The following is a 24,519-nucleotide window of genomic DNA, read 5'->3' on the forward strand; positions in this document are numbered from 1 at the left end:
AGAATCTCGGGCTGTTTACGTAAACCCTCCTGGAGGAGTCATGAGCGATATCGAAGCACGTGTGAAGAAGATCATTGCCGAACAACTCGGCGTGCCTGAGGCCGATGTGTCCAATGAAAAGGCTTTCGTGGCCGACCTGGGCGCGGACTCGCTTGACACGGTGGAACTGGTGATGGCGCTGGAAGACGAATTCGGCATCGAAATCCCCGACGAAGAAGCCGAGAAGATCACCACCGTCCAGCTGGCGATCGATTACGCGCTGAAGCACCAGAAGGCCTGATTCTTCCCGGAGCTGTATCCATGTCACGTCGCCGCGTCGTCATCACCGGCCTCGGGCTCATCAGCCCCGTCGGCAACACGGTGGAAGAAGGCTGGGCCAATATCGTGGCCGGCAAATCCGGCATCGACACGATCACGAGGTTCGATGCCTCGGGCTTCAGCTGCCAGTTCGCCGGCGAGGTGAAGGGCTTCAAGGTCGAGGATTACATCCCCGGCAAGGAAGCGCGCCACATGGACACCTTCATCCACTACGGCATTGCCGCGTCGGCGCAGGCGATCCAGGATGCCGGGCTCCCGACCGGTGACCAGCTGAATGAAGAGCAGGCCGAGCGCATCGGCTGTCTGGTGGGGTCGGGCATCGGTGGCCTGCCGATGATCGAAGAGACGCACGGCGAATACACCTCGCGTGGGCCTCGTCGCATTTCCCCGTTCTTCGTGCCGGCGTCGATCATCAACATGATCTCGGGCCACGTGTCGATCCGTTTCGGCTTCGCCGGGCCGAATCTTGCGATCGTGACGGCATGCACCACCGGCCTGCACTCCATCGGCCAAGCGGCTCGCCTGATCGAATACGGTGATGCCGACGTGATGATTGCCGGCGGCGCCGAGTCGACCATTTCGCCGCTGGGCATCGGCGGCTTCACCGCGCCACGCGCCCTGTCGTCGCGCAATGACGATCCGAAGACCGCTTCGCGTCCCTGGGACAAGGACCGTGATGGCTTCGTCCTCGGCGAAGGCGCCGGTGTGCTGGTGCTCGAAGAGTACGAGCACGCCAAGAAGCGCGGCGCCAAGATCTACGCCGAGTTGGCTGGGTTCGGCATGGGCGCCGATGCGTACCACATGACCGCGCCGAACGTGGACGGCCCGAAACGCTCGATCCGTGCCGCGCTGCGCAACGCCGGCATCGATGGCAGCCAGGTCCAGTACCTCAATGCACACGGTACTTCCACGCCGCTCGGTGACGTGAACGAGACCAATGCGATCAAGCTGGCCTTCGGCGACCACGCCAAGAAGCTCGTCGTGAACTCGACCAAGTCCATGACCGGCCACCTGCTCGGGGGCGCGGGAGGCATCGAGTCGGTATTCACCACGCTGGCCGTGCAGCGCCAGATATCTCCGCCGACCATCAACATCTTCAACCAGGACCCGGAGTGCGATCTCGACTACTGCGCCAACACGGCGCGGGACCTGAAGATCGACTACGCCGTGAAAAACAACTTCGGGTTCGGCGGGACCAACGGCACTTTGGTGTTCAAGCGCATCTGAGCACGACCGCGCGATCCGGCTTCGGCGCCCCTCATGCACGCGCCTCCTCCGTTCCAGATCACCGTTCACCGCTTTGGGGTGTGGCGCGTCGCCTGCGCGGCCTTGGCCTTGGCGGCGTGGGGCGCGACGGCCGGGTGGGCGCTGGGTGCGATGCAGGTCCATCCCGAGTGGCTTGCCCTCTCTCTTCTGGGGTTGGTGGCGGCTTCGGTCGGCCAGCTGGCGCGTTCTTCGCGTCTGGCACCCACGAGCTTGCGTTGGGATGGCCAGCTCTGGCATCTTGGGCCAGAGGACGCCAAAGGGCAGGAGCCGCAGGCTGGCCGACTGGCCGTTGCCTTGGATCTCGGCAGCTGGTTGCTGTTGCGCTTTGTGCCCGAGGGCGCTTGGCGCGGGCGATGGGTGCCGGTGCAGCGTCGTGGGCACGAGCTGGCATGGCATGGCTTGCGGGCTACGGTATATTGCGCGCGGCCTGTTCCCCAGCCCTCCGCGGCGCCGTTCTGAACCCTTCTGATGACCGCCACTGACGCCGATGCACCGCTGATCGAACGCGTCAAGCAAGGCGACGTGAAGGCGTTCGAGATGCTGGTGGTGAAGTACCAGCGGCGCATCGAGCGCCTGATCGGTCGTATGGTGCGCGACGTCGACCTCGTGCCCGACATCGCCCAGGAAACCTTCATCCGCGCCTACCGGGCGATTCCACAGTTCCGGGGCGAGAGCGCGTTCTACACCTGGCTCTACCGCATTGCGGTGAACACCGCCAAGAAAGCGCTGGTCGACCTCAAACGCGACCCGATCGTGACGGAATCCGCACGCTCCGCTCGCGACGAGGAGGACGAAACTTCCCGGCTTGAATCCGAACTAAGCCACGGCGAAACACCCGATGCGATGCTCGCGAGCAAGGAAATCGCGTCTGCCGTGAACGCGTCCATAGAAGCGCTGTCCGAGGACTTGCGGCAGGCCATTACCCTGCGTGAGATCGAAGGGCTCAGCTATGAAGAGATTGCTGAGGTCATGAATTGCCCAATCGGCACGGTTCGCTCTCGGATTTTTCGCGCTCGCGAGGCAATCGCACAGCGTTTGCGCCCCTTGCTGGACACGCGGGAGGGCGAGCGCTGGTAGCGCCTTGGCATGACGATGGTTTTGAGAGTTGGAGGTTGTGATGTCTCAACGGTCTGAAGCCGAAAGGCCTGCGACGGAAGATTTGTCGGCGTTGATGGATGGTGAGCTGACTCCGTCCGCCGTCGTCTCGGCGTGCCGTGCATGGCGCGACGATGAACAGATGCGCAGTCGTTGGCACGCCTATCACCTGATCGGTGATGTGATGCGTTCCGAAGACCTGGTGTCGGACGCCCAGCGCGACGCGCGGTTCCTGCTGGCGCTGCGCCAGCGGCTGGCCGACGAGCCGGTGGTGTTGGCGCCCGCAAGCGTCCCAGCCGCGGCAACCGTTGCGCCGACGCGGGCCCGCCGCTCCTGGATGGCGCCTGCAGCGGTCGCGGCAGGCTTCGCGGTGGTGGCCGGCGCGCTGGTCGTGACCCAGATGGCCGGTGGGCCTTCCTCGCGGGAGGCGGGTGCCGATATGTCCGTCGCCCAGGTCCCGTCTGCGTTGCAGGCCGTCGCCTTGAGCGACAAGGCGGCGTCTGCGACTGGCGAAGCCCCGAGCGTGGTGCTCAGCGGTCAGCTGGTGCGTGATGCGCGTCTGGACGAGTACCTCGCGGCGCACAAGCGGTTCGGTGGCAGCTCGCTCCCGGGGGGCCATCGGGCCTTCTTCGCAACGCTTCGGTTGAAATGCCGGCGCGCTGAGCCACCATGTTGCTTCGCCTGCCCGCTTTCGTCGTCGCCTGTGCCGCTGTTGCCTCCTGTCCGCTGGCCCTGGCGCAGACGGCCGTGGTCAGCGGTGACCCCTTTGTTGAGGCGCGGGAGACGCGTGCGTGGCTGACGCGCATCCAAGAGGCCGCCAACAAGCGCAACTTCGTGGGCACCGTGGTTGTGAGTGCCGGCGGCACGGTCGCCAGCACCCGCATCGCGCACTACGGCGAAGGGCGTGACCAGTTCGAGCGCATCGACTCGCTCGATGGTCAGGTGCGGAGTGTCTATCGGCACAACGATCTTGTGCACACCGTGTGGCCGCAGCGGCGCGTGGCGGTGGTGGAGCAGCGTGACCAGATGAGCTCCTTTCCCGGGCTGCTGCAAGCAGGCCACGATCGTGTGCAGGAGTTCTACGAACTCAAGTCGGTTGCGGTTGAGCGTGTGGCAGGTCATGAGGCCAACGTGCTGGTGCTGAAGCCGCGCGACAAGTTGCGCTATGGCTACCGGCTCTGGGCCGAGAAGAACTCCGGGCTGCTGCTGCGGGCCGAGGTGCTGGGCGAGCGCGGGGAGATCCTCGAGTCGTCGGCCTTCTCAGAGGTGTCGATCGGTGTGCGTGCGCAGCCAGAGCACGTCGTGCAGGCCGTCAAGAAGCTCGAAGGCTACAAGGTCATCAAGCCGCAGCATGAATCGACCAAGCCGGAAGGCGAGGGCTGGACGCTAAAGGCCTCGGTGCCCGGTTTCAAGCTCGTCAGCTGCGTGAAGCGGCAGCTGGATGTGCAGGGGCGCGGCAACGCGTCGGGGGCAGGCGAGCAGACGCTGCAGACGGTGTACTCCGACGGCCTGACCTATGTGTCGATCTTCATCGAGCCTTACAACGCAGAGCGCCATTCGAAGCCCATCACGACGGCCATCGGTGCCACCCAGACCATGATGCGCCGGGACGGTGACTGGTGGATCACAGCGATGGGCGACGTGCCGACAGGCACTTTGCGCCAATTCGCCAACGGTTTTGAGCGCAAGAAGTAATCTCTTGGCGGGACGGTACGGCCGTGGTGGTTGTGCCGGGAAGGATTGATTCGGGGAGTTTCCATGCGGTCCAGCATCTCGGTGGCCAACGGGCGTTCGTGGCAGCAGCTCGGGCGGATGATCGCCTTGTCGGTGTTGATGTTGCTCGGCGCGGGGCTCGCGCCGCAGCTCGGGCACGCGCAGGCCCGCGAATTGCCCGACTTCGCCGACTTGGTCGAGCGTGTCGGCTCCGCGGTGGTCAACATCCGCACCACCGAGCGTGCCGCCGAAGGGCCGCGTTCGCCATTTCGCCGCCGCTCGCCAGCGCTGCAGGGCAGCGACGAGGTGCCGCGCGGTGAGGGTTCGGGGTTCATCATCAGCGGCGATGGCTTCGTGCTGACCAATGCGCACGTCGTCGAGGGGGCCAACGAGGTGTACGTCACCCTCACCGACAAGCGTGAATTCAAGGCCAAGATCATCGGTGCCGACGAGCGCACGGACGTCGCGCTGGTCAAGATCGAAGCGAACAACCTGCCTGTGCTGCGGATCGGTGATGTCAACCGCCTGCGGGTGGGCGAATGGGTGGTGGCCATCGGGTCGCCGTTCGGCCTGGAAAACAGCGTGACGGCGGGCATCGTGAGCGCAAAGCAGCGTGAGACGGGCTCCGATATTCCGTTCATCCAGACCGACGTGGCCGTGAACCCGGGCAATTCCGGCGGCCCGCTGATCAATATTCGCGGTGAAGCGGTCGGCATCAACTCGCAGATCCTGAGTCCGGTCGGCAGCTTCATCGGCATTTCGTTCGCCATCCCGATCGATGAAGCGATGCGTATCGCCGACCAGCTCAAGTCCAGCGGTCGCGTGGTCCGGGGCTACCTAGGCATCCTGCCGATAGATGTGCCACGCGAAGCGGCCGAGGAGTACGGCTTGGCCAAAGGCAAGGCCAAGGGCGCGTTTGTCCGCCAGGTGGTGCCGGGCGGGCCAGCCGAGAAGGCCGGCATCCAGCCGGGAGACGTTGTGCTCTTTGTGAACGGCAAGCCGATCGACGGTGCGGTGGACCTGCGTCGCACACTCGGTGCCCTCAAGCCTGGTTCGACGGCTACCTTGCAGATCAGCCGCCGTGGGAAGCTCATGGAATTCAAGCCGGCATTGGCCGAGATGAACCCACAGGTCGCATCGGTCGAGCGACCCGAAAGCGAGTCGCGCAGCTCCGCCGTCGGCAAGCCGTGGGGTCTGACGGTTGCGAATCTCACGGACGCCGAGCGGCAGGCAGCGCGTGGTGTTTCAGGCGTGCGGGTGACCGCCGTGAGTGCCGGGGCCGAGGCGGTCGGTTTGCGCCCCGGCGATGTGATCTTGGCCGTGGGCACCTCCGATGTGGCGGACCTCAAGCAATTCGAGGCGGTCGTGTCCAAGTTTGACAAGGCACGGTCTCTCCCCGTCACCGTACTGCGTGGGGAGTGGGCGCAGTTCCTTCGGATTCCGGTCGTCAAGTAGTGGGGGCGGCATAGCCGACCAGCCTTGAGGGGCATCCCGTAGAAAAATATTTGTTCCGCCTCGAAGGGGAAAACAAAAATTTGTGTGCGCACACTTACGTCCCCGCATTACTTCGGGTTCAGCATAGAATCCAGGCGACGGGAAGAGATTTACCGCCGCTCGGAACAACGACTCAGGGGGGCAAAATCTATCCCCAAGCTGCCCACAACACTTTGTGGATAAATTGTGCATAAAATTTCGTGTTGGAACACTGCAACGAGAACAAATCCAGCAACGGCGCGGTTTCCAGCAGGGTGCTTTTGGCTACAATGAAAGCCCAACAAGCAGTTGCCATACGTTTTGTTGGAAGGCGCGTCACTCATTCGACGTGCCTTTTTTTAGCCTCTTCTTGTTCAGCGCGCGACAGCTTCGCGCCTCCTTCCCACTCACGATCGAGCGCTCATCACGGCCTGCGGGTTGTTGATCAGAGCGTTTCGAGCACTGAGCGCTTCGCATGGATCAGATCCGTAATTTCTCCATCATTGCCCACATCGACCACGGCAAGTCGACGCTCGCCGACCGCCTCATCCAGCGTTGCGGTGGCTTGAGTGATCGCGAGATGGAGGCCCAGGTACTCGATTCGATGGACATCGAACGCGAGCGTGGCATCACCATCAAGGCGCAGACGGCGGCGCTGTCGTACACGGCGCGCGACGGCAAGACTTACCAGCTCAACCTGATCGACACCCCCGGGCATGTGGACTTCTCTTATGAAGTGAGCCGCTCGCTGTCGGCGTGCGAAGGTGCCCTGCTCGTCGTGGATGCAAGCCAGGGGGTGGAGGCCCAGACGGTCGCCAACTGCTACACCGCCCTCGACCTCGGCGTCGAAGTGGTGCCCGTGCTCAACAAGATGGACCTGCCGCAGGCCGACCCCGAGCGGGCCAAGGCCGAGATCGAAGACGTGATCGGCATCGACGCGGAGCACGCCATCCCCTGCAGCGCCAAGACCGGAGAGGGCATCGACGACATCCTCGAGGCGGTGATCGCCCGGATGCCGGCCCCGCGGGGCAAGCCCGACGCACCTTTGCGCGCGATGATCATCGACTCGTGGTTCGACAACTATGTCGGTGTCGTGATGCTGGTGCGGGTTGTCGATGGCGGTCTCAAGAAGGGCGAGCGTTTCAAGATGATGGCCACCGCTGCGGCCTATGCGGCCGAGCAGTTGGGGGTGTTCACACCGAAGTCCGTGTCGCGCGACATCCTCAGGGCGGGCGAAGTGGGTTTCGTGATCGCCGGCATCAAGGAGCTGCAGCACGCCAAGGTCGGCGACACGCTCACGCTGGAGAAGAAGCTGCCCAACAACCTCGGCCCCGCCGAGGAAGCGCTGCCGGGCTTCAAAGAAATTCAGCCGCAAGTCTTTGCCGGCCTGTATCCCACCGAGGCGAGCGAATACGACCAACTGCGCGACGCACTGGAGAAGCTGAAGCTCAACGATTCGTCGCTTCGCTACGAGCCCGAGGTGTCGCAGGCACTCGGCTTCGGGTTCCGTTGTGGCTTCCTAGGCCTCCTGCACATGGAGATCGTGCAAGAGCGCCTGGAGCGCGAGTTCGACCAGGACCTGATCACCACCGCGCCCTCGGTCGTCTACGAGGTGGAGTTGAACAACGGCGAGGTGCTCAAGGTCGAAAACCCGTCCAAGATGCCCGACCTCGGCCGCATCCGCGAAATCCGCGAGCCGATCGTCACGGTGCACCTGTACATGCCGCAGGACTATGTGGGCCCGGTGATGACGCTCGCCAACCTGAAGCGCGGCAATCAGATCAACATGGCTTACCACGGGCGCCAGGTGATGCTCACGTATGAGATGCCCCTTGCCGAGATCGTGCTCGATTTCTTCGACAAGCTGAAGAGCGTGTCGCGCGGCTATGCATCGATGGACTATGAGTTCAAGGAATACCGCGGCTCCGACGTCGTCAAGGTCGACATCCTGCTCAATGGCGACAAGGTCGACGCGCTGTCGATCATCGTGCATCGCGCGCAGAGCCAGTTCCGCAGCCGCGCCGTCGTGGCCAAGATGCGCGAGCTGATTTCACGCCAGCAATACGACGTGGCGGTGCAGGCTGCGATCGGAGCCAACATCATTGCGCGTGAGACAATCAAGGCCCTGCGCAAGAACGTCATCGCCAAGTGCTATGGCGGCGACATCACCCGTAAGCGCAAGCTGCTCGAAAAACAAAAGGCCGGCAAGAAACGCATGAAGCAGATCGGCTCTGTCGAAGTGCCGCAGGAAGCGTTCCTCGCCATCCTCCAAGTGGACGATTGATGGGTTCTCTGACCGGTTTGCTGTATGCGTGCCTCGCGGTGTATCTCGGGGGCTGGTATCTGGGCAAGTGGACGGGCAACTTCTCGCTGCTGCTGTTCATCCTCACGCTGGTGACGCTGGCGTACTGGCTCGCAGAGCGCTTCCACTTCGCGCCCGCGCGTGTCAGAGCCGCCAAGAAGCTCGAACAGCAGGACGCCGCCCGTCGCGAAGAACTGGCCAACAAGGGCATCGTCAAGGTCGATGGCGACATCGCACCGGCGCGCGATGCGCTTCTGATGCAGCCCTGGTGGCTCGACTGGACGGCCGGGCTCTTCCCGGTGATCCTGATCGTGTTCCTGTTGCGCTCATTCCTCTTCGAGCCGTTCAAGATTCCCTCAGGCTCCATGGTCCCGACGTTGCTGGTGGGCGATCTGATCCTCGTCAACAAGTACCACTATGGTGTGCGCTTGCCGGTCATCAACAAGAAGATCGTCGAGCTGAACAATCCACAGCGCGGCGATGTGATGGTGTTCCGCTACCCCGCCAACCCGAGCATCGACTACATCAAGCGTGTGGTCGGCGTACCGGGTGACGAGGTGGGCTACAAGAACCAGCGCCTCTATCTGAACGGCCAGCTGGTCGAGACCCAGGCGCTGCCCGAGTTCTATGACGACGACAGCACCCGCTATTTCAAGCAGTACAGCGAGAAGCTCGGGGCCGTCGAACACCGCATCCTGGTCGATGTGCAACGGCCTTCTTACATTCGTCCGACCGACCCGTTCCCCTACAAGGAAAACTGCAGCTACAGTGCCGAAGGCGTGACGTGCAAGGTGCCGGCCGGTCACTACTTCATGATGGGCGACAACCGCGACAACTCCGAAGATTCGCGCTTCTGGGGCTTCGTGCCCGACGAGAACATCGTTGGCAAGGCCTTTTTGTGTGGATGAATTTCGGTAACCTCCGCCGCATCGGCTCATTCCATTGACCCGCCTGCCCACCACGGACCCCGCCATCAAGAGGAGCAAGAGGCCATGACCGTTGAACATCGCACGCTGCGTTCCGAACGTGGCATCACGCTGTTCGGCTTGCTGTTCTGGGCCATCGTGATCGGCTTCGTGGCGCTGCTGGGGCTGCGCGTGCTGCCGACAGTCAACGAGTACTTCACGATCAAGCGTGCCGTCGAGCAGATCGCTGCGAGTGGCCAAACCACCGTTCCTGAGATCCGCGCGGCCTTCGACAAGCAGGTGCAGATCGAGTACTCGATTCAATCGATCACCAGCAAGGACCTGGAAATCACCAAGGTCAACGAAAAGGTGGTGATCAGTTTCGCCTACGGCAAGGAGATCGAGATCATGAGCCCGGTCTACCTGCTCATCAAATACGAAGGACGGTCGAAGTAGGCCACGTGCCTGCTTGGTCCGAAGTACCGTGGACGCCCGCCTCAACGCACTGCAACAACGCCTGGGCCATCGTTTCGCCCAACCCGAGCTGCTGAGCCGGGCAGTCACGCACCGCAGCTTCGGTGCCGATCACAACGAGCGGCTCGAGTTCCTGGGTGACGCCGTGCTGAGTCTGGCGGTGAGTGCCCTGCTGTTCGAGCGATTCGGAGTGTCCGACGAGGGGGACCTCACGCGTGTGCGGGCTCATCTGGTTCGCGAAGACACCCTCCATCGCGTGGCGCTCATGCTCGGCCTGCCCGAAGTGCTGCGCCTGAGCGAAGGCGAGGCGCGTGGCGGTGGTGCCCAGCGGCCGTCCATCCTCGCCGATGCACTCGAAGCGATCATCGGTGCCACCTTTCTCGACGGCGGTTTCGAGCCCGCCCGCGCGCTGGTTCAGCGTCTCTTTGGCGAGGTCATCGCCAACACCGACATCGACAGCTGGACCAAAGACGCCAAGACCGAGCTGCAGGAATGGCTGCAGGCACGCCGCCTGCCCGTGCCGACCTACCGCATCCTCAACACCCGCGGGCAGGCGCATGCGCAGACCTTCGAGGTGGAGTGCGCCGTGCCGGCCCTGAGCCTCACCGAAACCGGCGAAGGCCGCTCGCGCCGCATGGCCGAGCAGGAAGCCGCCCGCCGCATGCTGGTGTCGCTCAAGGCCAGCGACGACAAACCCGGCAGCGCACTGCGCTCCTGACGCCACCATGACCGACGAAGCTGAAGACAGCCAGCGCTGCGGCCTGGTCGCGATCGTCGGCCGGCCCAACGTGGGCAAGTCGACCCTGCTCAACGCGTTGGTCGGCCAGAAGGTGAGCATCACCTCGGCCAAGGCCCAGACCACGCGACACCGCATCACCGGCATCCGCACGGTGGGTGCTAGCCAGTTCGTCTTTGTCGACACCCCCGGTTTCCAGACGCGCCACAGCGCGGCCCTCAACCGTACGCTCAACCGCACGGTGCAGGGGGTGCTGGGCGATGTCGACGTGGTGCTCTTCGTCGTCGAAGCCGGCCGCTTCGGCCTCGACGACGCCAAGGTGCTCGCGCTGCTGCCCCCGGCAAGCCGGCCATCCTCGTGGCCAACAAGCTCGACGCCGTGCACCGCCGCGCCGAGTCTCGTGCCCTGGCTCAAAGGAATGCAGGACCGCCACGCCTTCGCCGAGTTCGTGCCGCTGTCGGCCAAGAAAGAGACCGACGTGCAACGCCTGCTCGACATCGTGCGACCGTACCTGCCCGAGCAGCCCTGGTTCTACGAAGAAGACGCGCTCACCGACCGCAGCGACCGTTTCCTCGCGAGCGGTCTCATCCGCGAAAAGTTGTTTCGCCTGACCGGCGATGAACTGCCCTATGCCTCGACCGTCGTCATCGACAAGTTCGAAGAGGAAGGCAACCTGCGGCGCATCGCTGCCACCATCATCGTCGAGCGCGACGCGCACAAGGGCATGGTGATCGGCCACGACGGCGAGCGCCTCAAGCGCATCGGCTCCGAAGCCCGCCAGGAACTCGAGCGCCTGATGGACGCCAAGGTCTTCCTCGAACTGTGGGTGAAGGTGCGTTCAGGCTGGGCCGACAACGAAGAGCACCTGCGCAGTTACGGCTACGAGTAGCCGGGATGACCCCGCGCAGCACGCGACCCCCACGTCTTGCCGCCCAGCAGGCCGCCTTCGTCCTGCACCACTACGACTGGAGCGAGTCCAGTCTCATCCTCGACCTCTTCACCCGCGAACAGGGCCGGCAGGCCGTGGTCGCCAAAGGCGCCAAGCGGCCCTACTCGCAGATGCGTGCGGTGCTGCTGCCGTTCCAGCGCCTGCAGGTCTCGCTGGGCAAGCCGCCCAAGGCCGATGCAGGGGAAGGTGCCGCTGAAGTGCAGACGCTGCGCGGGGCCGAATGGGCCGGTGGCCACGCCATGCTGACGGGTGCCGCACTCTTCAGCGGCTTCTATCTCAACGAGCTCTTGATGAAATTGCTCGCCCGAGGCGACCCGCATCCCGCGCTTTTCGACCTCTATACCCAGACCCTGCCGGCGCTCGCCGGTGCGAGCGAGAACGATGCACAGTCGGCGCTGCGCGCCTTCGAGGTGCTCCTACTGAAGGCCATCGGCCTCTTGCCCGACCTGGGCGTGGTGACGCTCACCCAGGAAGACATCCGCCTCGACTCACGCTACGCCGTGCTGCCCGAGGCCGGCGTCACGTCGGCGCGGGCCGGCGATGCGGGGCTGTCGGGTCCGCTTCTCATCGGTCTGCAAGCCGCACTGGAGCATGGCAGCCTCGCAGCCCTGCAAGTGGCGTGTGCCCCTGCTCTGCCCGAAGCTTCAAGGCCATCTTGCGCGGCCTGCTTCACTATCATCTCGGCTCGCCCGTGTTGCGCACCCGCCAGGTGATGCTCGACGTCCAGTCCCTTGACCGACAGCTCGATCGATAGCCCTCCATGAACCCTCTGCTCACCAGCGGTCTTGACGCGCACCGCGGACTCACCGCCTTGTCGGTCAACGTGAACCTGGTGGCGCAGATCCGCAACCGCAGGCCCTTGCCCTTCCCGAGCGTGGTGGGGCTGTCGCGCACCGCGCTGGAAGCTGGTGCCCAGGGCATCACCATCCACCCGCGTCCGGACCAGCGGCACATCCGCACGCACGATGTGTTCGAGCTCGCCGAGCTGATGGCCGCCTGGCCGCAGGCCGAGTTCAACATCGAGGGCAACCCGCTGCACAACCTGATGGACCTGCTGCGGCAGCTCGCCGTGCTTGGGCGTGCGCCGCACCAATGCACTTTCGTGCCCGACAGCGAGAGCCAGTCCACCTCCGACCACGGCTGGCGCTTTCCCGACGATGCGGCAACATTGAAACCGCTCATCGCCGAAGCCCAGTCGCTCGGCATCCGCGTCAGCCTCTTCATGGACCCGCTGCCCGAGATGATGGCCGCGGCGCGTGATGTGGGCGCCGACCGTGTCGGCTCTACACCGAGACGTACGCACGGGCTCATGGCACGTCGGAGCAGGCCGCCGTGCTGGCGCGCTTCACCGCCACGGCCGAAGCCGCCTTGCGCGCGGGCCTCGGCGTCAACGCCGGACACGACTTCAACCGCACCAACCTCACCGAGTTCCTGCGCGCCGTGCCCGGCGTCAAGGAGGTGTCCATCGGCCACGCGCTGATCGCCGACACCCTTGAACTCGGCATGACCGACACCGTGCGCGCCTACCTGCGCTGCATCCACGCTGCTGCCACCCCATGAACACACACGCTCCCGTCGTGCTCGACGTCGCCGGCACCACCCTCGACGACGACGACCGCCGCCGCCTGAAGCACCCGCTGACCGGCGGCCTCATCTTCTTCGCCCGCAACTGGCAGAACCGCCAGCAGCTCACCGAGCTGGCGGCCGAGATCAAGTCGATCCGGCCCGACGTGCTCATCAGCGTCGACCATGAAGGCGGCCGCGTGCAGCGCTTCCGCACCGATGGCTTCACGCACCTGCCGCCGATGCGTGCTTTGGGCGAACTGTGGATGCGCGATGCGCTCACCGCGACCGACGCCGCCACGGCCGCCGGCTACGTGCTCGGTGCCGAGCTGCGCAGCTGCGGTGTGGACCTGAGCTTCACCCCCGTGCTCGACCTCGACCACGGCGGATCGAGCGTCATCGGCGACCGCGCTTTCCACCGCGATGCGCGTGTGGCGACCCTGCTCGCCAAGAGCCTGATGCACGGCTTGCTGCAGTCGGGCATGGCCAACTGCGGCAAACACTTCCCGGGGCACGGTTTTGTCAAGGGCGACAGCCACACCGAGGTGCCGATCGACAAACGCTCGCTGAAGGCCATCCTGGCCGACGACGCCAAGCCCTACGAATGGCTCAGCACCAGCCTCGCGAGCGTGATGCCGGCGCACGTGATCTACCCCAAGGTCGACGAGCGGCCGGCGGGCTTCTCGCCGCGCTGGTTGAAGGAGATCCTGCGCCAGCAGCTCGGTTTCACCGGCGCCATCTTCAGCGACGACCTCAGCATGGAAGGCGCAAAGGTTGCGGGCTCCGCGGTCGACGGCGCGGTGGCCGCGCTGCAGGCGGGCTGCGACATGGTGCTGCTGTGCAACCAGTCGCTCAATGGCGGCCGTGCGGTCGACGAGTTGCTCGATGGCCTGCAGGATGCGGCCGAGCAGGGCCACTGGGCGCCCGATGCCGACAGCGAGATGCGCCGGCTCCGGCTGCTGCCGCAGTCCGCGCCGCTGACCTGGGACGAGCTGATGCACGACCCCGTCTACCAGCGCGCGCTGGAGCGTCTGCCCTGAGCCACCGCCACTGACGACGAAAGAAAAAGGGCGCACCGCGGTGCGCCCTTTTCATTGGAGCCAGTCCGATCAGGCCGACGGCTGAGACGGCGTCTGCTTCTCAAACGGCAGGCGGATCTGCGACAGGTCCTTGCGCGTCTCCACCAGCACCAGCGGGCCTTCGTCGATCTGCACCACCGGCTTGATCTCGCGCGGCACGTGCACCGGCTTGGGCTCGCGCGCCATCGCCTCCTGCACCGCACGAATCTTGTCGGCGTCGGAGTTCACCCATTGCAGGCCGGCCGATTCGGCGACGGACTGCAGCTGCTGGGTGTTGAGCACATAGGGCTCGACGACGGCCGCGGCAGCGGCCGAGGCCACCACCGGCTCCGGCTCGTTGGCGAGTGCTTCGACGACGGGCGCGATGGCTGCTGCAGCAGCCTCTGCCGTGATGGCCTGCGGCTCGGCTGCCGGTGCAAGCGCGGTTTCGGTGGGCACTGCCGCGGGGGACACGGTCGAGTCCGCGTCAGCGGCGATCGGCTCAGCGGCACCTTCTGCCGCCACAGCACCTTCACCCGTTTCCTCGCGGCGCTGGCGATCGCGCCCGCCGCGGCCACGGCGACGACGGCCACCTTCGCGTTCACCTCGCTCCTGGCCTTCGCCTTGCGGTGCGCCTTCTGCATCGGCCGTCGCGGCTTCGCCCGAGACGTCGGATGCCGGCTCCGGTGACAGCGCGCTCTGCGACTCGTCGCTGCCCACGGCATCCGTCACTTCGGTGTTGCGGGCCTCGTCACGGTCACGTCCGCGACCGCCGCGGCGGCGACGGCGGCCCTGGCGCTCGCCTTGGGCTTCACTGCCCTGGCCGTCGGCGGCATCGCCGGGCACGGTGTCGACGAAGGCACGGGCCTGTACGTCTTCGCTGCCGGCGACGGCTTCAACGGGCGCCGGGCGGGGTTGTCCACCACGGCGCTGGTCGCGGCGGTGGTCGTTGCGGGCCTCGGCGCCTTCTTCGCCGGCCTCGGGGCGGCGGCCGCCCTCGGCCTGGGCTTCTTCCGGCCGCTCGCTGCGCTCGTTACGACGGCCGCGGTTGCCGCGCTCACCCCGCTCGTTGCGCTCACCGCGCTGTTCGGAACGTTCACCGCGCTCACCGCCGCGCTCGCTACGTTCGGCGCTGCGCTCGCCTCGCTCGCCTCGCTCGCCACGTTCTCCGCGACGTCCGTCACGGCCACCGCGGCCACCCCGGTTGTTGCGGTCACCGCGGCCTTCACGGCGTTGTTCGCTGTTCGCGTCGACGGCAGCCGCCGCCGGGGCGGGCGCTGCGGCCGGCGTGCTGTCGGTGCTGCCGAAGAGTTTCTTCACCCAGGCGAAGAAGCCACCACCGGAAGACGCCGGCGCGGCAGGGGCCACCGGGGCCGGCGTGGGCACCGGAGCCGCCACCACCGGCTCGGGCTTGGGCGGTGCGATCGGCGCGGCGGTGTCGGGCAGGATGCCCTTGATCACCGGCTCCTGCTTGGCCTTGGCCTTCTCGCGGCGCGTGATGGCCACCTCGTCGTCTGGCTCCTCGATCATCGAGTAGCTGACCTGCAGGTTTTCCAGGCGCGGGTCGTCGTGGCGCAGGCGCTCGAGCTTGTAGTTGGGCGTCTCGAGGTGCTTGTTGGGCACGAGCAGCACGGTCACGCGCTGCTTGAGTTCGATCTTGGTGATCTCGGGGCGCTTCTCGTTCAGGAGGAACGAGGTCACCTCCACCGGCACCTGCACGTGCACGGCGGCGGTGTTGTCCTTCATGGCCTCTTCCTGGACCATGCGCAGGATCTGCAGCGCCGACGATTCGGTGTCGCGGATGTGGCCGGTGCCATTGCAGCGCGGGCAGGTGATGTGGCTGCCTTCGCTCAAGGCCGGGCGCAGGCGCTGGCGGCTCAGCTCCAGCAGGCCGAACTTGCTGATCGACGAGAACTGCACGCGGGCGCGGTCCTGCCGCAGCGCGTCGCGCAGTCGGCTTTCGACCTCGCGACGGTTCTTCGACTCTTCCATGTCGATGAAGTCGACCACGATCAGGCCACCCAGGTCGCGCAGGCGCATCTGGCGGGCGATCTCATCGGCGGCTTCGAGGTTGGTGCGGGTGGCGGTCTCTTCGATGTCGCTGCCACGTGTGGAACGCGCGGAGTTCACGTCGACCGACACCAGCGCTTCGGTGTGGTCGATCACGATGGCGCCGCCCGAAGGCAGGTTCACCGTGCGCGAGAACGCGGTCTCGATCTGGTGCTCGATCTGGAAGCGGCTGAACAGCGGCGCATCGTCGCGGTAGCGCTTCACCTTCGGCGCGGCCTCCGGCATGACATGCGTCATGAACTGGTGGGCCTGCTCGTAGATGTCGTCGGTGTCGATCAGGATCTCGCCGATGTCGGCGGTGAAGTAGTCGCGGATCGCGCGGATCACGAGCGACGACTCCTGGTAGATCAGGAAGGCACCCTTGCCCTCTTTGGATGCGGCATCGATCGCCGTCCAGAGCTTGAGCATGTAGTTCAGGTCCCACTGCAGCTCGGGCGCGGTGCGGCCGATGCCGGCGGTGCGGGCGATCAGGCTCATGCCTTTCGGGTACTCGAGCTGGTCGAGGTTTTCCTTCAGCTCTTCGCGGTCTTCGCCCTCGATGCGGCGCGACACGCCGCCGCCACGCGGGTTGTTGGGCATCAGCACCAGGTAGCGGCCGGCCAGGCTCACGAACGTCGTGAGCGCCGCACCCTTGTTGCCGCGCTCTTCCTTTTCGACCTGCACCAGGAGCGAGTCGCCTTCCTTGATGGCATCTTGAATGCGCGCGTTGCGCACGTCGGTGCCGTCGCGGAAGTAGTTTTTCGAGATTTCCTTGAAGGGCAGGAAGCCGTGGCGTTCTTCGCCGTAGTCGACGAAACAGGCTTCGAGCGAGGGCTCGACGCGGGTCACGACCGCCTTGTAGATGTTGCCCTTGCGTTGCTCGCGGCCTTCGATTTCGGTTTCGAAGTCCATGAGCTTCTGGCCATCGACGATGGCCAGGCGACGTTCTTCTTGCTGCGTCGCATTGATCAGCATGCGTTTCATGTGCGCTCCTACGCTGCGCTGCCACCAGCAGGTGGTCAGGTGCAGCTCATCCAACACGTCACCGCCGGGAAGACCCGAGGGCGACACTTCGATGCACGAGGAACGTGAATGAACCGGAAGGAATCGCCCTGGACTGCGGTGACGTTGGCCGATCAGCGAAGGATCGGAGGCCCGTCAGGCAGCGTTGGCGCGTGCGTGGCAGTGGGCAAAGGGCAGGGCCGCGAGGCATGGGGTGTGCGCCATCCGGCCACGGCGCTGCCGGCGCGACATTCGCGCAAGGGCAGCGTGGAGTGGGAGGAGGGGCACGTCATCCGCTTTGATCACTGGACGCGGGCCAGAGCCTTGCACGTGGGGCCGGTGCTGTTGCGCGCCGGCAGGATGCTTGTCTCTGGCTTGGAAACCTTTTGGAGAGGGTTCGTTCTTGTTTCTCTGCCGCACCGGGCTGATCGCCGCCGGGTCACTTGGGGACTCGGCCTGCTGCATGCCGGGGTGCGTTGCATCACCTTTTGGCCACAACATCTTGGCGTGGCCGGCCGCGTTGAGCTGGGTGACTGGCTGAGTGGGGTGCCGCTCGCGGCGTAAACTCAGAAAAATCAATCACTTACAGCAGAAACGTGGTGCGGCGCATTATAAGGGGCAAAGCGGAAACACCGGCAAGTCCGAGGCCTTCCGCCGCGCTGCCGGCGGCGCAGACGGTGGCGATCGACGAAGGCTCCGAAGGGCAACGCCTCGACAACTTCCTCGTCAAGCTGCTGAAAGGTGTGCCCAAGACCCATGTCTACCGGGTGATCCGCTCCGGCGAGGTGCGGGTCAACAAGGGCCGCGCCTCGGCCGACACCCGGCTGGCGCTCGGCGACCTGGTGCGGGTGCCGCCGGTGCGCATGGCCGACCCGACGACCGCACCGGCCGCTCCGGCGCGCGAATTTCCCGTCGTCCACGAAGACGAGCACCTCATTGCGATCAACAAGCCCGCGGGCGTGGCGGTGCACGGGGGCAGCGGTGTCAGCTCAGGTGTGATCGAGCAGCTGCGCCAGGCGCGGCCGACTGCCAGGTTCCTCGAACTCGTGCACCGGCTCGACAAGGAAACCTCCGGCTTGCTGCTGATCGCCAAGAAGCGCTCGGCCTTGGTCGCGCTGCAAGACCAGTTCCGCGGCCGCGAGACGGGCAAGACCTATGCCGCACTGGTGATCGGCGCGTGGCCGGCGAAGAAGAAGGTCATCGACGTGGCCCTGCACAAGTTCCTCACCGCCGAAGGCGAGCGCCGCGTGCGCGCGGTGGACGACGACCACGACGAGGGCCGCCGCTCCATCACGCTCGTCAGCGTGGTCCAGGCGTATGCCGGCTTCACGCTGCTCGACGTGACCATCAAGACCGGCCGCACCCACCAGATCCGCGTGCATCTGGCCAGCGAAGGCCACCCGATCGCCGGCGACGAGAAGTACGGCGACTTCGCGCTCAACAAGGCGCTGGCCAAGGGCGACGCCGTGAAAGGCCAGCGCTTCGAACGCATGTTCCTGCACGCCCGCCGGCTGCGCTTCCAGCACCCTGCGAGTGGCGAGGCGATCGAACTCCTGGCACCCTTGCCCGCAGAATGCGAGGCATTCCTCCAAGCCTTGCCCCCTGTCGAGACCCCATGACCCGACCGCGCCGCTTCGACCTCATCGCCTTCGACTGGGACGGCACCCTCTTCGACTCGACGGCCCTCATCACACGCTGCATCCAGGCGGCATGTGCCGACCTCGGTGTGCGGGTGCCGAGCGACAAGGACGCGAGCTACGTGATCGGCATGGGCCTGATCGACGCGCTGCAATACGCCGCGCCCGGCCTGCCGCGCGAGCGTTACCCCGAGCTGGGCCAGCGCTACCGCCACCACTACTTCGCCAAGCAGCACGAGATCGTGCTGTTCAAGGGCACGATCGACATGCTCAAGGCGCTCAAGGCGCGCAACCACTGGCTGGCGGTCGCCACCGGCAAGTCGCGTACGGGGCTCAACGAAGCGCTCACGACGGTCGAGCTGCATGGTGTCTTCGACGGCACGCGCACCGCCGACGAAACCGCCTCCAAGCCGAACCCTTTGATGCTGCAGGAGCTGATGCGCGAGTTCGGCGTCGACCCCGAGCGCACGCTGATGATCGGCGACACCACGCACGACCTGCAGCTGGCGCTGAATGCCGGCGCCGCCAGCGTCGGTGTGAGCTACGGGGCCCACACGCCCGAGAGCTTCGGCGAGTACCAGCCGCTGCACATCGCGCACTCCGTTGCCGATCTCGACGACTGGCTGGCCCGCCATGCCTGAGGTCGAACTCGAGACGCCGGCCGTGCGCCTGTGCGCCTCGGGTGACCTCACCGAGCGCGGCAAGGCCCATGTCTTCGAGGTGCAGCACTTCCACGAGAAGCTGCGCGCCTTCGCCCTGCGCTTCGACGGTCAGGTGGTGGCCTACCTCAACCGCTGCCTGCACGTGCCCACTGAGCTGGACTGGCAGCCCGGCGAGTTTCTCGACGCCGACCGCGAGTTCATCATCTGCTCCATCCATGGCGCGAGCTACGTGCCGCGGGATGGCCGCTGCGCCGGCGGCCCGTGCGGCCGAGGCAAGCTCACCGCGCTCAAGGTGATCGAGTGCGAGGGCGAGGTGTATTGGTATCCTTCCCGCGACACCCGACCCGTTCCTTCCGCGCAGTCTCCCGCATGAACCCCCAAGACGACACTCCGCCGGCCACCACGCCGGCCGCACCCGCTGCCGCACCTGAGGCGCCGGCCCCGGCCACCGTGGCGGCCAGCCCGGGTGCGCTCGAGCAGACGCTCGCGCTCTTTGCCCGCGACTACCTGGCCGACCGCCGCGCCGAGCGGCGCTGGAAGGTGTTCTTCCGCTTGTCGTGGCTGATCTTCTTCTTGATCGTGCTGTGGGTGCTGATGAGCGCACGCACACACTCCACCGCGCCGAGCGGCCCGCACACCGCGCTCGTCGAAGTGCGCGGCGAGATCGCGGCCGACACCGAAGCCAGCGCCGAACTGCTGGTGGCCGCCTTGAAGAACGCCTTCCAGGACGAAGGCGCGCAAGCCGTCGTGCTGCGCTTCAACTCGCCCGGCGGCAGCCCGGTGCAGGCCGGCATCGTCAACGACGAGATCAAGCGGCTGAAGGCGCTCTACAAGAAGAAGGTCTACGCGGTGATCGAGGAAGAGTGCGCCTCGGGTGCGTACTACATCGCGGTGGCCGCCGACGAGATCTACGCCGACAAGGCCAGCATCGTCGGTTCGATCGGCGTGCTGATGGACGGCTTCGGCTTCACCGGCACGATGGAAAAGCTCGGTGTCGAGCGTCGCCTCATCACCGCGGGCGAAAACAAGGGCATCGGCGACCCGTTCACGCCGCTGTCGGAGAAGCACCGTGCCTACACGCAGGCCATGATCGACCAGATCCACCGCCAGTTCATCCAGGTGGTGAAAGAGGGCCGTGGCAAGCGTCTCAAGATGAACGGCGAGACCTTCTCGGGCCTGTTCTGGAACGGCGAAGAGGCCGTGAAGATCGGCCTGGCCGACCACCTTGGCAACCTCGACTACGTGGCACGCGAGGTGGTGAAGGCCGAGGAGATCATCGACTACACGCCGAAGGAAAACGTGGCCGAGCGGCTGGCCAAGCGCTTCGGTGCGTCGGTGGGCGAAGGGGCGGTGAAGGCGATGCGCGGGGTGCCGTCGCTGCGCTGACCGATCAGTTCGACGGGTGCTCGCTGTTGCCCGTCGAAGTGCCAGGCGTCAGCTCAGTGAGGCCGTTGCCGTTCGCGCCGATCCTGAACACGCGGAACCGATAGCCCTCGGCCGGCACCATGCGGTGGAAGTAGACCGTCTGGCTGTCCAGGCTCCACGCGGGTTTGCTGTTGATGTTGCCGTCTTCGATCAGGTAGCGAGGGTTGCTCAACGTCCCGTTGAGTGCCACGTCGACCATGCCGATGCCCCATCGGCCAAGCGCAATGGTGGTGTTGGGAATGACATTGGCGGTGGGATCGACGTTGATCAGCCAGGCCAGCTTGGTCCCGTCGGGTGAGAAGTAGGCGTCGTAGTCGGCTCGCGTGTCGGTGGTGATGCGTGTCGCGGCGGCCAGCGGCGTCGCGTTCATCAGGTAGATCTCGTAGTTCGCCGGCAGGCAGCCCGATGCCGATGGGCACCCGTTGAACAGCAACTGCTGGCCGTTGGGTGACCATGAGACGTCAGTGTTCACGCCGCCGCGGCTGGTGTACTGGACCGGGTTCTTGCCGCAGGCATCAGTGACGAAGATCTCGAGCGCCCCGCTGGCGCTGCCGAACATTGCGATCCTCGTGCCGTCAGGTGACCATTCGCCGTGCCCCTGGGCCGTCCACCCGTTTTCGCCCTGTGCTCTCAGGCGCGTCACGTTGGTCCCGTCGGCATTCATCACCCAGAGGCTGGCATTGAAGTAGTTCTCGGGGTCGCCAGCGGGCGAGCGGTAGAAGAGGATCTTCCTGCGGTCTGGCGAGATGCGCGGCCACCAGTTCTCGTAGGCCGCGTCGTTCGTGAGGCGTGTGACGCTGCTGCCGTCAGTGCGCATCACGTAGATCTCGTGGTTGCCCCCGCGATCGGAGTCGAATACCAGCTGGTTGCTCGCCAGCGGCGTCACCGTGCCGGAGCTGAAGCCTGTGCACTGGGTGCCGGAGGTCGACGGCTCCGACTTGCCCCCACACCCCACGAGCGCTGCGATCAAGGTGAGGGCGGTGATCAGCAAGCGCATCGTGAAGCCCCTTTTGTGTTCAGCCGTCGGTGTCTTCGAGGGCCAGCAGTTCGGCCACGCTCTGGCGACGGCGGATCAGGCGCATCTTGCCCGCATCGACGAGCACTTCGGGGATGAACGGCCGCGTGTTGTAGTTGGATGACATCGCTGCCCCGTAGGCGCCTGCATCGTGGAACACGAGGAGGTCGCCGACCTTCGCTTGCGGCAACTCGCGGGTCTGCACCACGCCGCCTTCGCCTTGGGTGAACACGTCGCCCGATTCGCACAAGGGCCCGGCGACGACGGTCTGCTGCAAGGTGCGCGGCGTGTCATCGCCCGGCAACACGTCGATGCGGTGGTAGCTGCCATACATCGACGGTCGCATCAGTTCGTTGAAGCCGGCGTCGACCAGCACGAAGCGGTTGCGGCCCATCTGCTTGGTGGCGCGCACCTCGGTGATCAGCACACCCGATTCGGCGACGAGGTAGCGGCCGGGCTCGAGTTCGAGATGGATGGCGTGGCCTTGCCGTTGTGCGATCTGCCGGCGCGCCGCGTCCCACAGGCTGAAGTAGTGCGCGGTGTCGATCTGCGGGTCGCCATCGCGGTAGGGAATCGACAAGCCGCCGCCGGCGGAGATGGCCTCGATCGGCATGTCGACCTTTGCCACCAGCTCGACCATCGCGTGGCACACCTGCTCCAGGTGCGAGTAGTCGACACCCGAGCCGATGTGCATGTGCAGGCCCACGAGCTTCAGCCCATGCTGCCGGATCGCCGCCAGCGCCTGCGGCAGGTCGCTGTGCCAGATGCCGTGCTTGCTGTGCTCGCCGCCGGTGTTGGTCTTGTTGCTGTGGCCGTGGCCGAAGCCGGGGTTGATGCGCAGCCACACCCGGTGGCCCGGCGAGCGTTCGCCGAGCTGGTGGAGCATGTCGACCGAGCCGGCGTTCACCGGCACCTTCAACACCACGACCCGGTCGAGGGTGGCCCTGTCGAAGAGGTCGGCGGTGAACACGATCTCGTCGCCTCCCGCGGTGTAGCCCGCCGCCAGCGCCCGCTCGATCTCGCCCAGCGACACCGCATCGACCTTCACGCCTTCGGCGCGCATCAGCCGCAGCAGGTGGGTGTTGGAGTTGGCCTTCTGCGCGAACCGGATGGTGTCGAAGGCCCGCAGCGCGGCGATGCGCTGGCGGATGGTGGCGGCGTCATAGGCCCAGCAGGGCGTGCCGTGCGTGTGCGCGATCTCGCGCAGGGTGGCAGTGGAAAACGGGTTCATGCGCCCATCATGCAAACAATTGGTCATTCTGAAAAATAGTTGTTTGTAGATCACCTATTCAGAATAGATATGCTCTGGGCATGAAGCTCACCCACCGCCAGATCGAGGTCTTCCGCGCCGTGATGAACACCGGCAACGTGACCCAGGCCGCGCTGGCGCTGCACACCTCGCAGCCCACCGTCAGCCGCGAGCTGGCGCGGCTGGAGCAGGTGCTGCAGATGAACCTCTTCGATCGCGTGCGCGGCCGGCTGCGGCCGACGGCGCGTGCGCTGGCGTTGCTGGAAGAGGTGCAGCGCTCCTACCTCGGCCTGGAGCGCATCGCCGCCGCCGCACGCTCGCTGCGCGAGTTCACGCAGGGCCGTCTCGCCGTCGCCTGCCTGCCCGCGCTGGCCCATGGCCTGCTGCCGCTGGCGGTGCAGCAGTTCGCGGCGGCGCACCCGCAAGTGGGCGTGTCCATCACGCCGCAGGATTCGCCGCTGCTCGAAGAGTGGCTCACCGAGCAGCGCTTCGACCTCGGCCTGTGCGAGCGCATCCACGCGCCGGCCGCCACGACGACCTCGACGCTGCTGCAAGCCGATGAGGTGTGCGTGCTGCCCGACGGCCATCCACTGCTGGCCAGGCGCGTGCTCAAGCCAAAAGACTTCGCGAGCCTGCCTTTCGTCAGCTTCGCGCCGGCCGACCCGTACCGAGAGCAGGTCGATGCGCTCTTCGAGCGTGAAGGCGTGCCGCGCCGGCTCGCTGTCGAGACCGCGAGTGCTGCGTCGGTGTGCGCCCTGGTGCGTCAGGGGCTGGGTGTCGCCATCGTCAATCCGCTCACCGCGATGGAGTTCGCGGGCAACGGTCTGCAGGTGCGGCCCTTGTCGTTCTCGATCCCGTTTGCGGTGACGCTGGTGCTGCCGCAACTGCGCCCGGCCAGCCCCTTGCGCGATGCGTTCGTCACCGGCCTGCAGCAGGCCGCCGGCAGCCTGCAGGCGCGCCTGCGGCAATTGGCGAAGCGCTGACGCGGGCGCGGCGGGCTCAGCCTCCGGCCGCCAGCACCTTCGCCACTGCCGGCAGCGCGGTCATGCGGCGGCGATGCTCGGCCACCTTGGGGAAGCGCGCCGGGTCCACGCCGTCGCCTTCCATCCAGGTGGCGAGGGTGTAGAGGTAGGGGTCGGCGATGCTGTAGTGCTCGCCCATCACCCAGGGGCCCTTGAAGTACTCGGTCTCGATCATGTGGAAGCCGTCGCCCACGGTCTGCGGCACCTTGGCCTTCATCGCCTCCCACGCCGCCGGGTCGTCGGCCCACCGGGCGCCGCGCCGGCCGTGGGCGTGCGCCACGTGCACCGTAGAGCAGAGGTAGCTGCAGAAGGCGTTGAGCTGTGCCAGGGCCCAGGGGTCGTCGAAGGGCGCGAGGTTTGCCTGAGGAAAACGCTGCGCGATGTAGAGCAGGATGGCCGGCGTCTCGGTCAGCACACCGTGCTCGGTCACGAGCGCAGGCACGCGCCCTTTGGGATTGAGCTTCAGGTACTCGGGCGAGCGCTGTTGCGTGCTCTTGAAGTCGACGAGGTGGACCTGGTAGTCGGCCCCGGCCTGTTCGAGCGCGATGTGCGAGGCGAGGGCGCAGGTGGCGGGGGCGGAGTAGAGGGTCAGCATGGGGTGCGGGG

At 65.9% G+C, this 24,519-nt stretch carries 22 protein-coding genes and 3 pseudogenes; 21 read left to right on the plus strand and 4 right to left on the minus strand.

Going from position 1 to position 24,519, the window contains the following annotated elements; genetic code table 11:
- Nucleotides 1–40: 40 nt before the first annotated feature.
- The 15 genes and pseudogenes from acpP (at nt 41) to nagZ (ending at nt 13,834) form a co-directional block, all read left to right on the plus strand.
- The gene (acpP, locus tag LRS03_RS24050; RefSeq protein WP_201805636.1) at nt 41–280 is read left to right on the plus strand and encodes an acyl carrier protein; all 240 of its coding nucleotides are present in this window, start codon (nt 41–43) and stop codon (nt 278–280) included.
- 20 nt (nt 281–300) lie between these two features.
- Nucleotides 301–1,545 carry a beta-ketoacyl-ACP synthase II gene (gene fabF / locus LRS03_RS24055; protein WP_257828751.1) on the plus strand — a complete coding sequence of 415 codons (1,245 nt, stop codon included), beginning with the start codon at nt 301–303 and terminating at the stop codon, nt 1,543–1,545.
- Nucleotides 1,546–1,578: 33 nt separating this feature from the next.
- Complete coding sequence (locus tag LRS03_RS24060; protein ID WP_257828752.1) at nt 1,579–2,043, plus strand: hypothetical protein; 465 nt, start codon at nt 1,579–1,581, stop codon at nt 2,041–2,043.
- 9 nt (nt 2,044–2,052) lie between these two features.
- On the plus strand, nt 2,053–2,661 hold the full coding sequence (rpoE, locus tag LRS03_RS24065) for an RNA polymerase sigma factor RpoE (protein ID WP_257828753.1): 609 nt from the start codon (nt 2,053–2,055) through the stop codon (nt 2,659–2,661).
- A 40-nt stretch (nt 2,662–2,701) separates the two neighbouring features.
- Nucleotides 2,702–3,478 (plus strand): sigma-E factor negative regulatory protein, encoded by a 777-nt coding sequence (locus tag LRS03_RS24070; RefSeq protein WP_257828754.1) that lies wholly within the window; start codon nt 2,702–2,704, stop codon nt 3,476–3,478.
- A gap of 35 nt (nt 3,479–3,513) precedes the next feature.
- Entirely contained in the window at nt 3,514–4,374 is an 861-nt protein-coding gene (locus LRS03_RS24075) for a MucB/RseB C-terminal domain-containing protein (protein WP_257828755.1), read from the plus strand.
- 63 nt (nt 4,375–4,437) lie between these two features.
- On the plus strand, nt 4,438–5,847 hold the full coding sequence (locus LRS03_RS24080; RefSeq protein ID WP_257828756.1) for a Do family serine endopeptidase: 1,410 nt from the start codon (nt 4,438–4,440) through the stop codon (nt 5,845–5,847).
- Nucleotides 5,848–6,340: 493 nt separating this feature from the next.
- On the plus strand, nt 6,341–8,149 hold the full coding sequence (gene lepA, locus LRS03_RS24085; RefSeq protein ID WP_257828757.1) for a translation elongation factor 4: 1,809 nt from the start codon (nt 6,341–6,343) through the stop codon (nt 8,147–8,149).
- Nucleotides 8,149–9,113: pseudogene (gene lepB, locus LRS03_RS24090) on the plus strand (signal peptidase I). Before lepA ends, lepB begins: the two are co-directional and overlap by 1 nt.
- Nucleotides 9,114–9,159: 46 nt before the next feature.
- The gene (locus LRS03_RS24095; protein WP_257828758.1) at nt 9,160–9,528 is read left to right on the plus strand and encodes a DUF4845 domain-containing protein; all 369 of its coding nucleotides are present in this window, start codon (nt 9,160–9,162) and stop codon (nt 9,526–9,528) included.
- A 28-nt stretch (nt 9,529–9,556) separates the two neighbouring features.
- Nucleotides 9,557–10,264, plus strand: coding sequence for a ribonuclease III (rnc, locus tag LRS03_RS24100; protein ID WP_257828759.1), 708 nt, complete (start codon nt 9,557–9,559; stop codon nt 10,262–10,264).
- A 7-nt stretch (nt 10,265–10,271) separates the two neighbouring features.
- Nucleotides 10,272–11,171 (plus strand): GTPase Era, encoded by a 900-nt coding sequence (era, locus tag LRS03_RS24105; RefSeq protein WP_257828760.1) that lies wholly within the window; start codon nt 10,272–10,274, stop codon nt 11,169–11,171.
- Between the two features lie 5 nt (nt 11,172–11,176).
- Nucleotides 11,177–11,985: pseudogene (recO, locus tag LRS03_RS24110) on the plus strand (DNA repair protein RecO).
- Nucleotides 11,986–11,991: 6 nt separating this feature from the next.
- A pseudogene (locus LRS03_RS24115) lies at nt 11,992–12,791 on the plus strand (pyridoxine 5'-phosphate synthase).
- Nucleotides 12,788–13,834, plus strand: coding sequence for a beta-N-acetylhexosaminidase (nagZ, locus tag LRS03_RS24120; protein ID WP_257828761.1), 1,047 nt, complete (start codon nt 12,788–12,790; stop codon nt 13,832–13,834). Before LRS03_RS24115 ends, nagZ begins: the two are co-directional and overlap by 4 nt.
- A 69-nt stretch (nt 13,835–13,903) precedes the next feature.
- On the opposite strand, the gene LRS03_RS24125 is transcribed toward nagZ, so the two are convergent.
- Nucleotides 13,904–16,885: an Rne/Rng family ribonuclease gene (locus LRS03_RS24125; RefSeq protein WP_257828762.1), complete on the minus strand. Its 2,982-nt coding sequence runs from the start codon at nt 16,883–16,885 to the stop codon at nt 13,904–13,906.
- 108 nt (nt 16,886–16,993) lie between these two features.
- Here LRS03_RS24125 and LRS03_RS24130 point away from each other — a divergent pair, with 108 nt between their 5' ends.
- The 5 genes from LRS03_RS24130 (at nt 16,994) to LRS03_RS24150 (ending at nt 20,588) form a co-directional block, all read left to right on the plus strand.
- Nucleotides 16,994–17,467, plus strand: coding sequence for a hypothetical protein (locus tag LRS03_RS24130; RefSeq protein WP_257828763.1), 474 nt, complete (start codon nt 16,994–16,996; stop codon nt 17,465–17,467).
- A 95-nt stretch (nt 17,468–17,562) separates the two neighbouring features.
- Nucleotides 17,563–18,522 carry an RluA family pseudouridine synthase gene (locus tag LRS03_RS24135; protein ID WP_257829676.1) on the plus strand — a complete coding sequence of 320 codons (960 nt, stop codon included), beginning with the start codon at nt 17,563–17,565 and terminating at the stop codon, nt 18,520–18,522.
- Nucleotides 18,519–19,181 carry an HAD family hydrolase gene (locus LRS03_RS24140; protein WP_257828764.1) on the plus strand — a complete coding sequence of 221 codons (663 nt, stop codon included), beginning with the start codon at nt 18,519–18,521 and terminating at the stop codon, nt 19,179–19,181. Before LRS03_RS24135 ends, LRS03_RS24140 begins: the two co-directional genes overlap by 4 nt.
- Complete coding sequence (locus LRS03_RS24145) at nt 19,174–19,575, plus strand: Rieske (2Fe-2S) protein (protein ID WP_257828765.1); 402 nt, start codon at nt 19,174–19,176, stop codon at nt 19,573–19,575. Before LRS03_RS24140 ends, LRS03_RS24145 begins: the two co-directional genes overlap by 8 nt.
- Complete coding sequence (locus tag LRS03_RS24150; protein ID WP_257828767.1) at nt 19,572–20,588, plus strand: S49 family peptidase; 1,017 nt, start codon at nt 19,572–19,574, stop codon at nt 20,586–20,588. Before LRS03_RS24145 ends, LRS03_RS24150 begins: the two co-directional genes overlap by 4 nt.
- A 4-nt stretch (nt 20,589–20,592) precedes the next feature.
- On the opposite strand, the gene LRS03_RS24155 is transcribed toward LRS03_RS24150, so the two are convergent.
- Together LRS03_RS24155 and lysA are read right to left on the minus strand one after the other, a co-directional pair.
- Nucleotides 20,593–21,624, minus strand: coding sequence for a TolB family protein (locus LRS03_RS24155; protein WP_257828768.1), 1,032 nt, complete (start codon nt 21,622–21,624; stop codon nt 20,593–20,595).
- A gap of 19 nt (nt 21,625–21,643) precedes the next feature.
- Nucleotides 21,644–22,873, minus strand: a complete 1,230-nt coding sequence (lysA, locus tag LRS03_RS24160) for a diaminopimelate decarboxylase (RefSeq protein ID WP_257828769.1) — start codon at nt 22,871–22,873, stop codon at nt 21,644–21,646.
- 80 nt (nt 22,874–22,953) lie between these two features.
- On the opposite strand from lysA, the gene LRS03_RS24165 reads away from it, so the two are divergent.
- Nucleotides 22,954–23,874, plus strand: coding sequence for a LysR family transcriptional regulator (locus tag LRS03_RS24165; RefSeq protein ID WP_257828770.1), 921 nt, complete (start codon nt 22,954–22,956; stop codon nt 23,872–23,874).
- 16 nt (nt 23,875–23,890) lie between these two features.
- Here the strand turns inward: LRS03_RS24165 and LRS03_RS24170 are convergent, their stop codons facing one another.
- Nucleotides 23,891–24,508: a glutathione S-transferase family protein gene (locus tag LRS03_RS24170; RefSeq protein ID WP_257828771.1), complete on the minus strand. Its 618-nt coding sequence runs from the start codon at nt 24,506–24,508 to the stop codon at nt 23,891–23,893.
- Nucleotides 24,509–24,519 lie beyond the last annotated feature (11 nt).

Source organism: Rhizobacter sp. J219 (assembly GCF_024700055.1).
In the GTDB taxonomy this organism is placed as follows: Bacteria; Pseudomonadota; Gammaproteobacteria; order Burkholderiales; family Burkholderiaceae_C; genus Rhizobacter.

What these genes read in the sequence shown, in the direction of transcription:
- acpP (WP_201805636.1), top strand. Translation starts at nt 41, where the DNA reads ATGAGCGATATCGAAGCACGTGTGAAGAAGATCATTGCCGAACAACTC.
- fabF (WP_257828751.1), top strand. Translation starts at nt 301, where the DNA reads ATGTCACGTCGCCGCGTCGTCATCACCGGCCTCGGGCTCATCAGCCCC.
- LRS03_RS24060 (WP_257828752.1), top strand. Translation starts at nt 1,579, where the DNA reads ATGCACGCGCCTCCTCCGTTCCAGATCACCGTTCACCGCTTTGGGGTG.
- rpoE (WP_257828753.1), top strand. Translation starts at nt 2,053, where the DNA reads ATGACCGCCACTGACGCCGATGCACCGCTGATCGAACGCGTCAAGCAA.
- LRS03_RS24070 (WP_257828754.1), top strand. Translation starts at nt 2,702, where the DNA reads ATGTCTCAACGGTCTGAAGCCGAAAGGCCTGCGACGGAAGATTTGTCG.
- LRS03_RS24080 (WP_257828756.1), top strand. Translation starts at nt 4,438, where the DNA reads ATGCGGTCCAGCATCTCGGTGGCCAACGGGCGTTCGTGGCAGCAGCTC.
- lepA (WP_257828757.1), top strand. Translation starts at nt 6,341, where the DNA reads ATGGATCAGATCCGTAATTTCTCCATCATTGCCCACATCGACCACGGC.
- LRS03_RS24095 (WP_257828758.1), top strand. Translation starts at nt 9,160, where the DNA reads ATGACCGTTGAACATCGCACGCTGCGTTCCGAACGTGGCATCACGCTG.
- era (WP_257828760.1), top strand. Translation starts at nt 10,272, where the DNA reads ATGACCGACGAAGCTGAAGACAGCCAGCGCTGCGGCCTGGTCGCGATC.
- nagZ (WP_257828761.1), top strand. Translation starts at nt 12,788, where the DNA reads ATGAACACACACGCTCCCGTCGTGCTCGACGTCGCCGGCACCACCCTC.
- LRS03_RS24125 (WP_257828762.1), bottom strand. Translation starts at nt 16,885, where the DNA reads ATGAAACGCATGCTGATCAATGCGACGCAGCAAGAAGAACGTCGCCTG.
- LRS03_RS24130 (WP_257828763.1), top strand. Translation starts at nt 16,994, where the DNA reads ATGAACCGGAAGGAATCGCCCTGGACTGCGGTGACGTTGGCCGATCAG.
- LRS03_RS24140 (WP_257828764.1), top strand. Translation starts at nt 18,519, where the DNA reads ATGACCCGACCGCGCCGCTTCGACCTCATCGCCTTCGACTGGGACGGC.
- LRS03_RS24145 (WP_257828765.1), top strand. Translation starts at nt 19,174, where the DNA reads ATGCCTGAGGTCGAACTCGAGACGCCGGCCGTGCGCCTGTGCGCCTCG.
- LRS03_RS24150 (WP_257828767.1), top strand. Translation starts at nt 19,572, where the DNA reads ATGAACCCCCAAGACGACACTCCGCCGGCCACCACGCCGGCCGCACCC.
- LRS03_RS24155 (WP_257828768.1), bottom strand. Translation starts at nt 21,624, where the DNA reads ATGCGCTTGCTGATCACCGCCCTCACCTTGATCGCAGCGCTCGTGGGG.
- lysA (WP_257828769.1), bottom strand. Translation starts at nt 22,873, where the DNA reads ATGAACCCGTTTTCCACTGCCACCCTGCGCGAGATCGCGCACACGCAC.
- LRS03_RS24165 (WP_257828770.1), top strand. Translation starts at nt 22,954, where the DNA reads ATGAAGCTCACCCACCGCCAGATCGAGGTCTTCCGCGCCGTGATGAAC.
- LRS03_RS24170 (WP_257828771.1), bottom strand. Translation starts at nt 24,508, where the DNA reads ATGCTGACCCTCTACTCCGCCCCCGCCACCTGCGCCCTCGCCTCGCAC.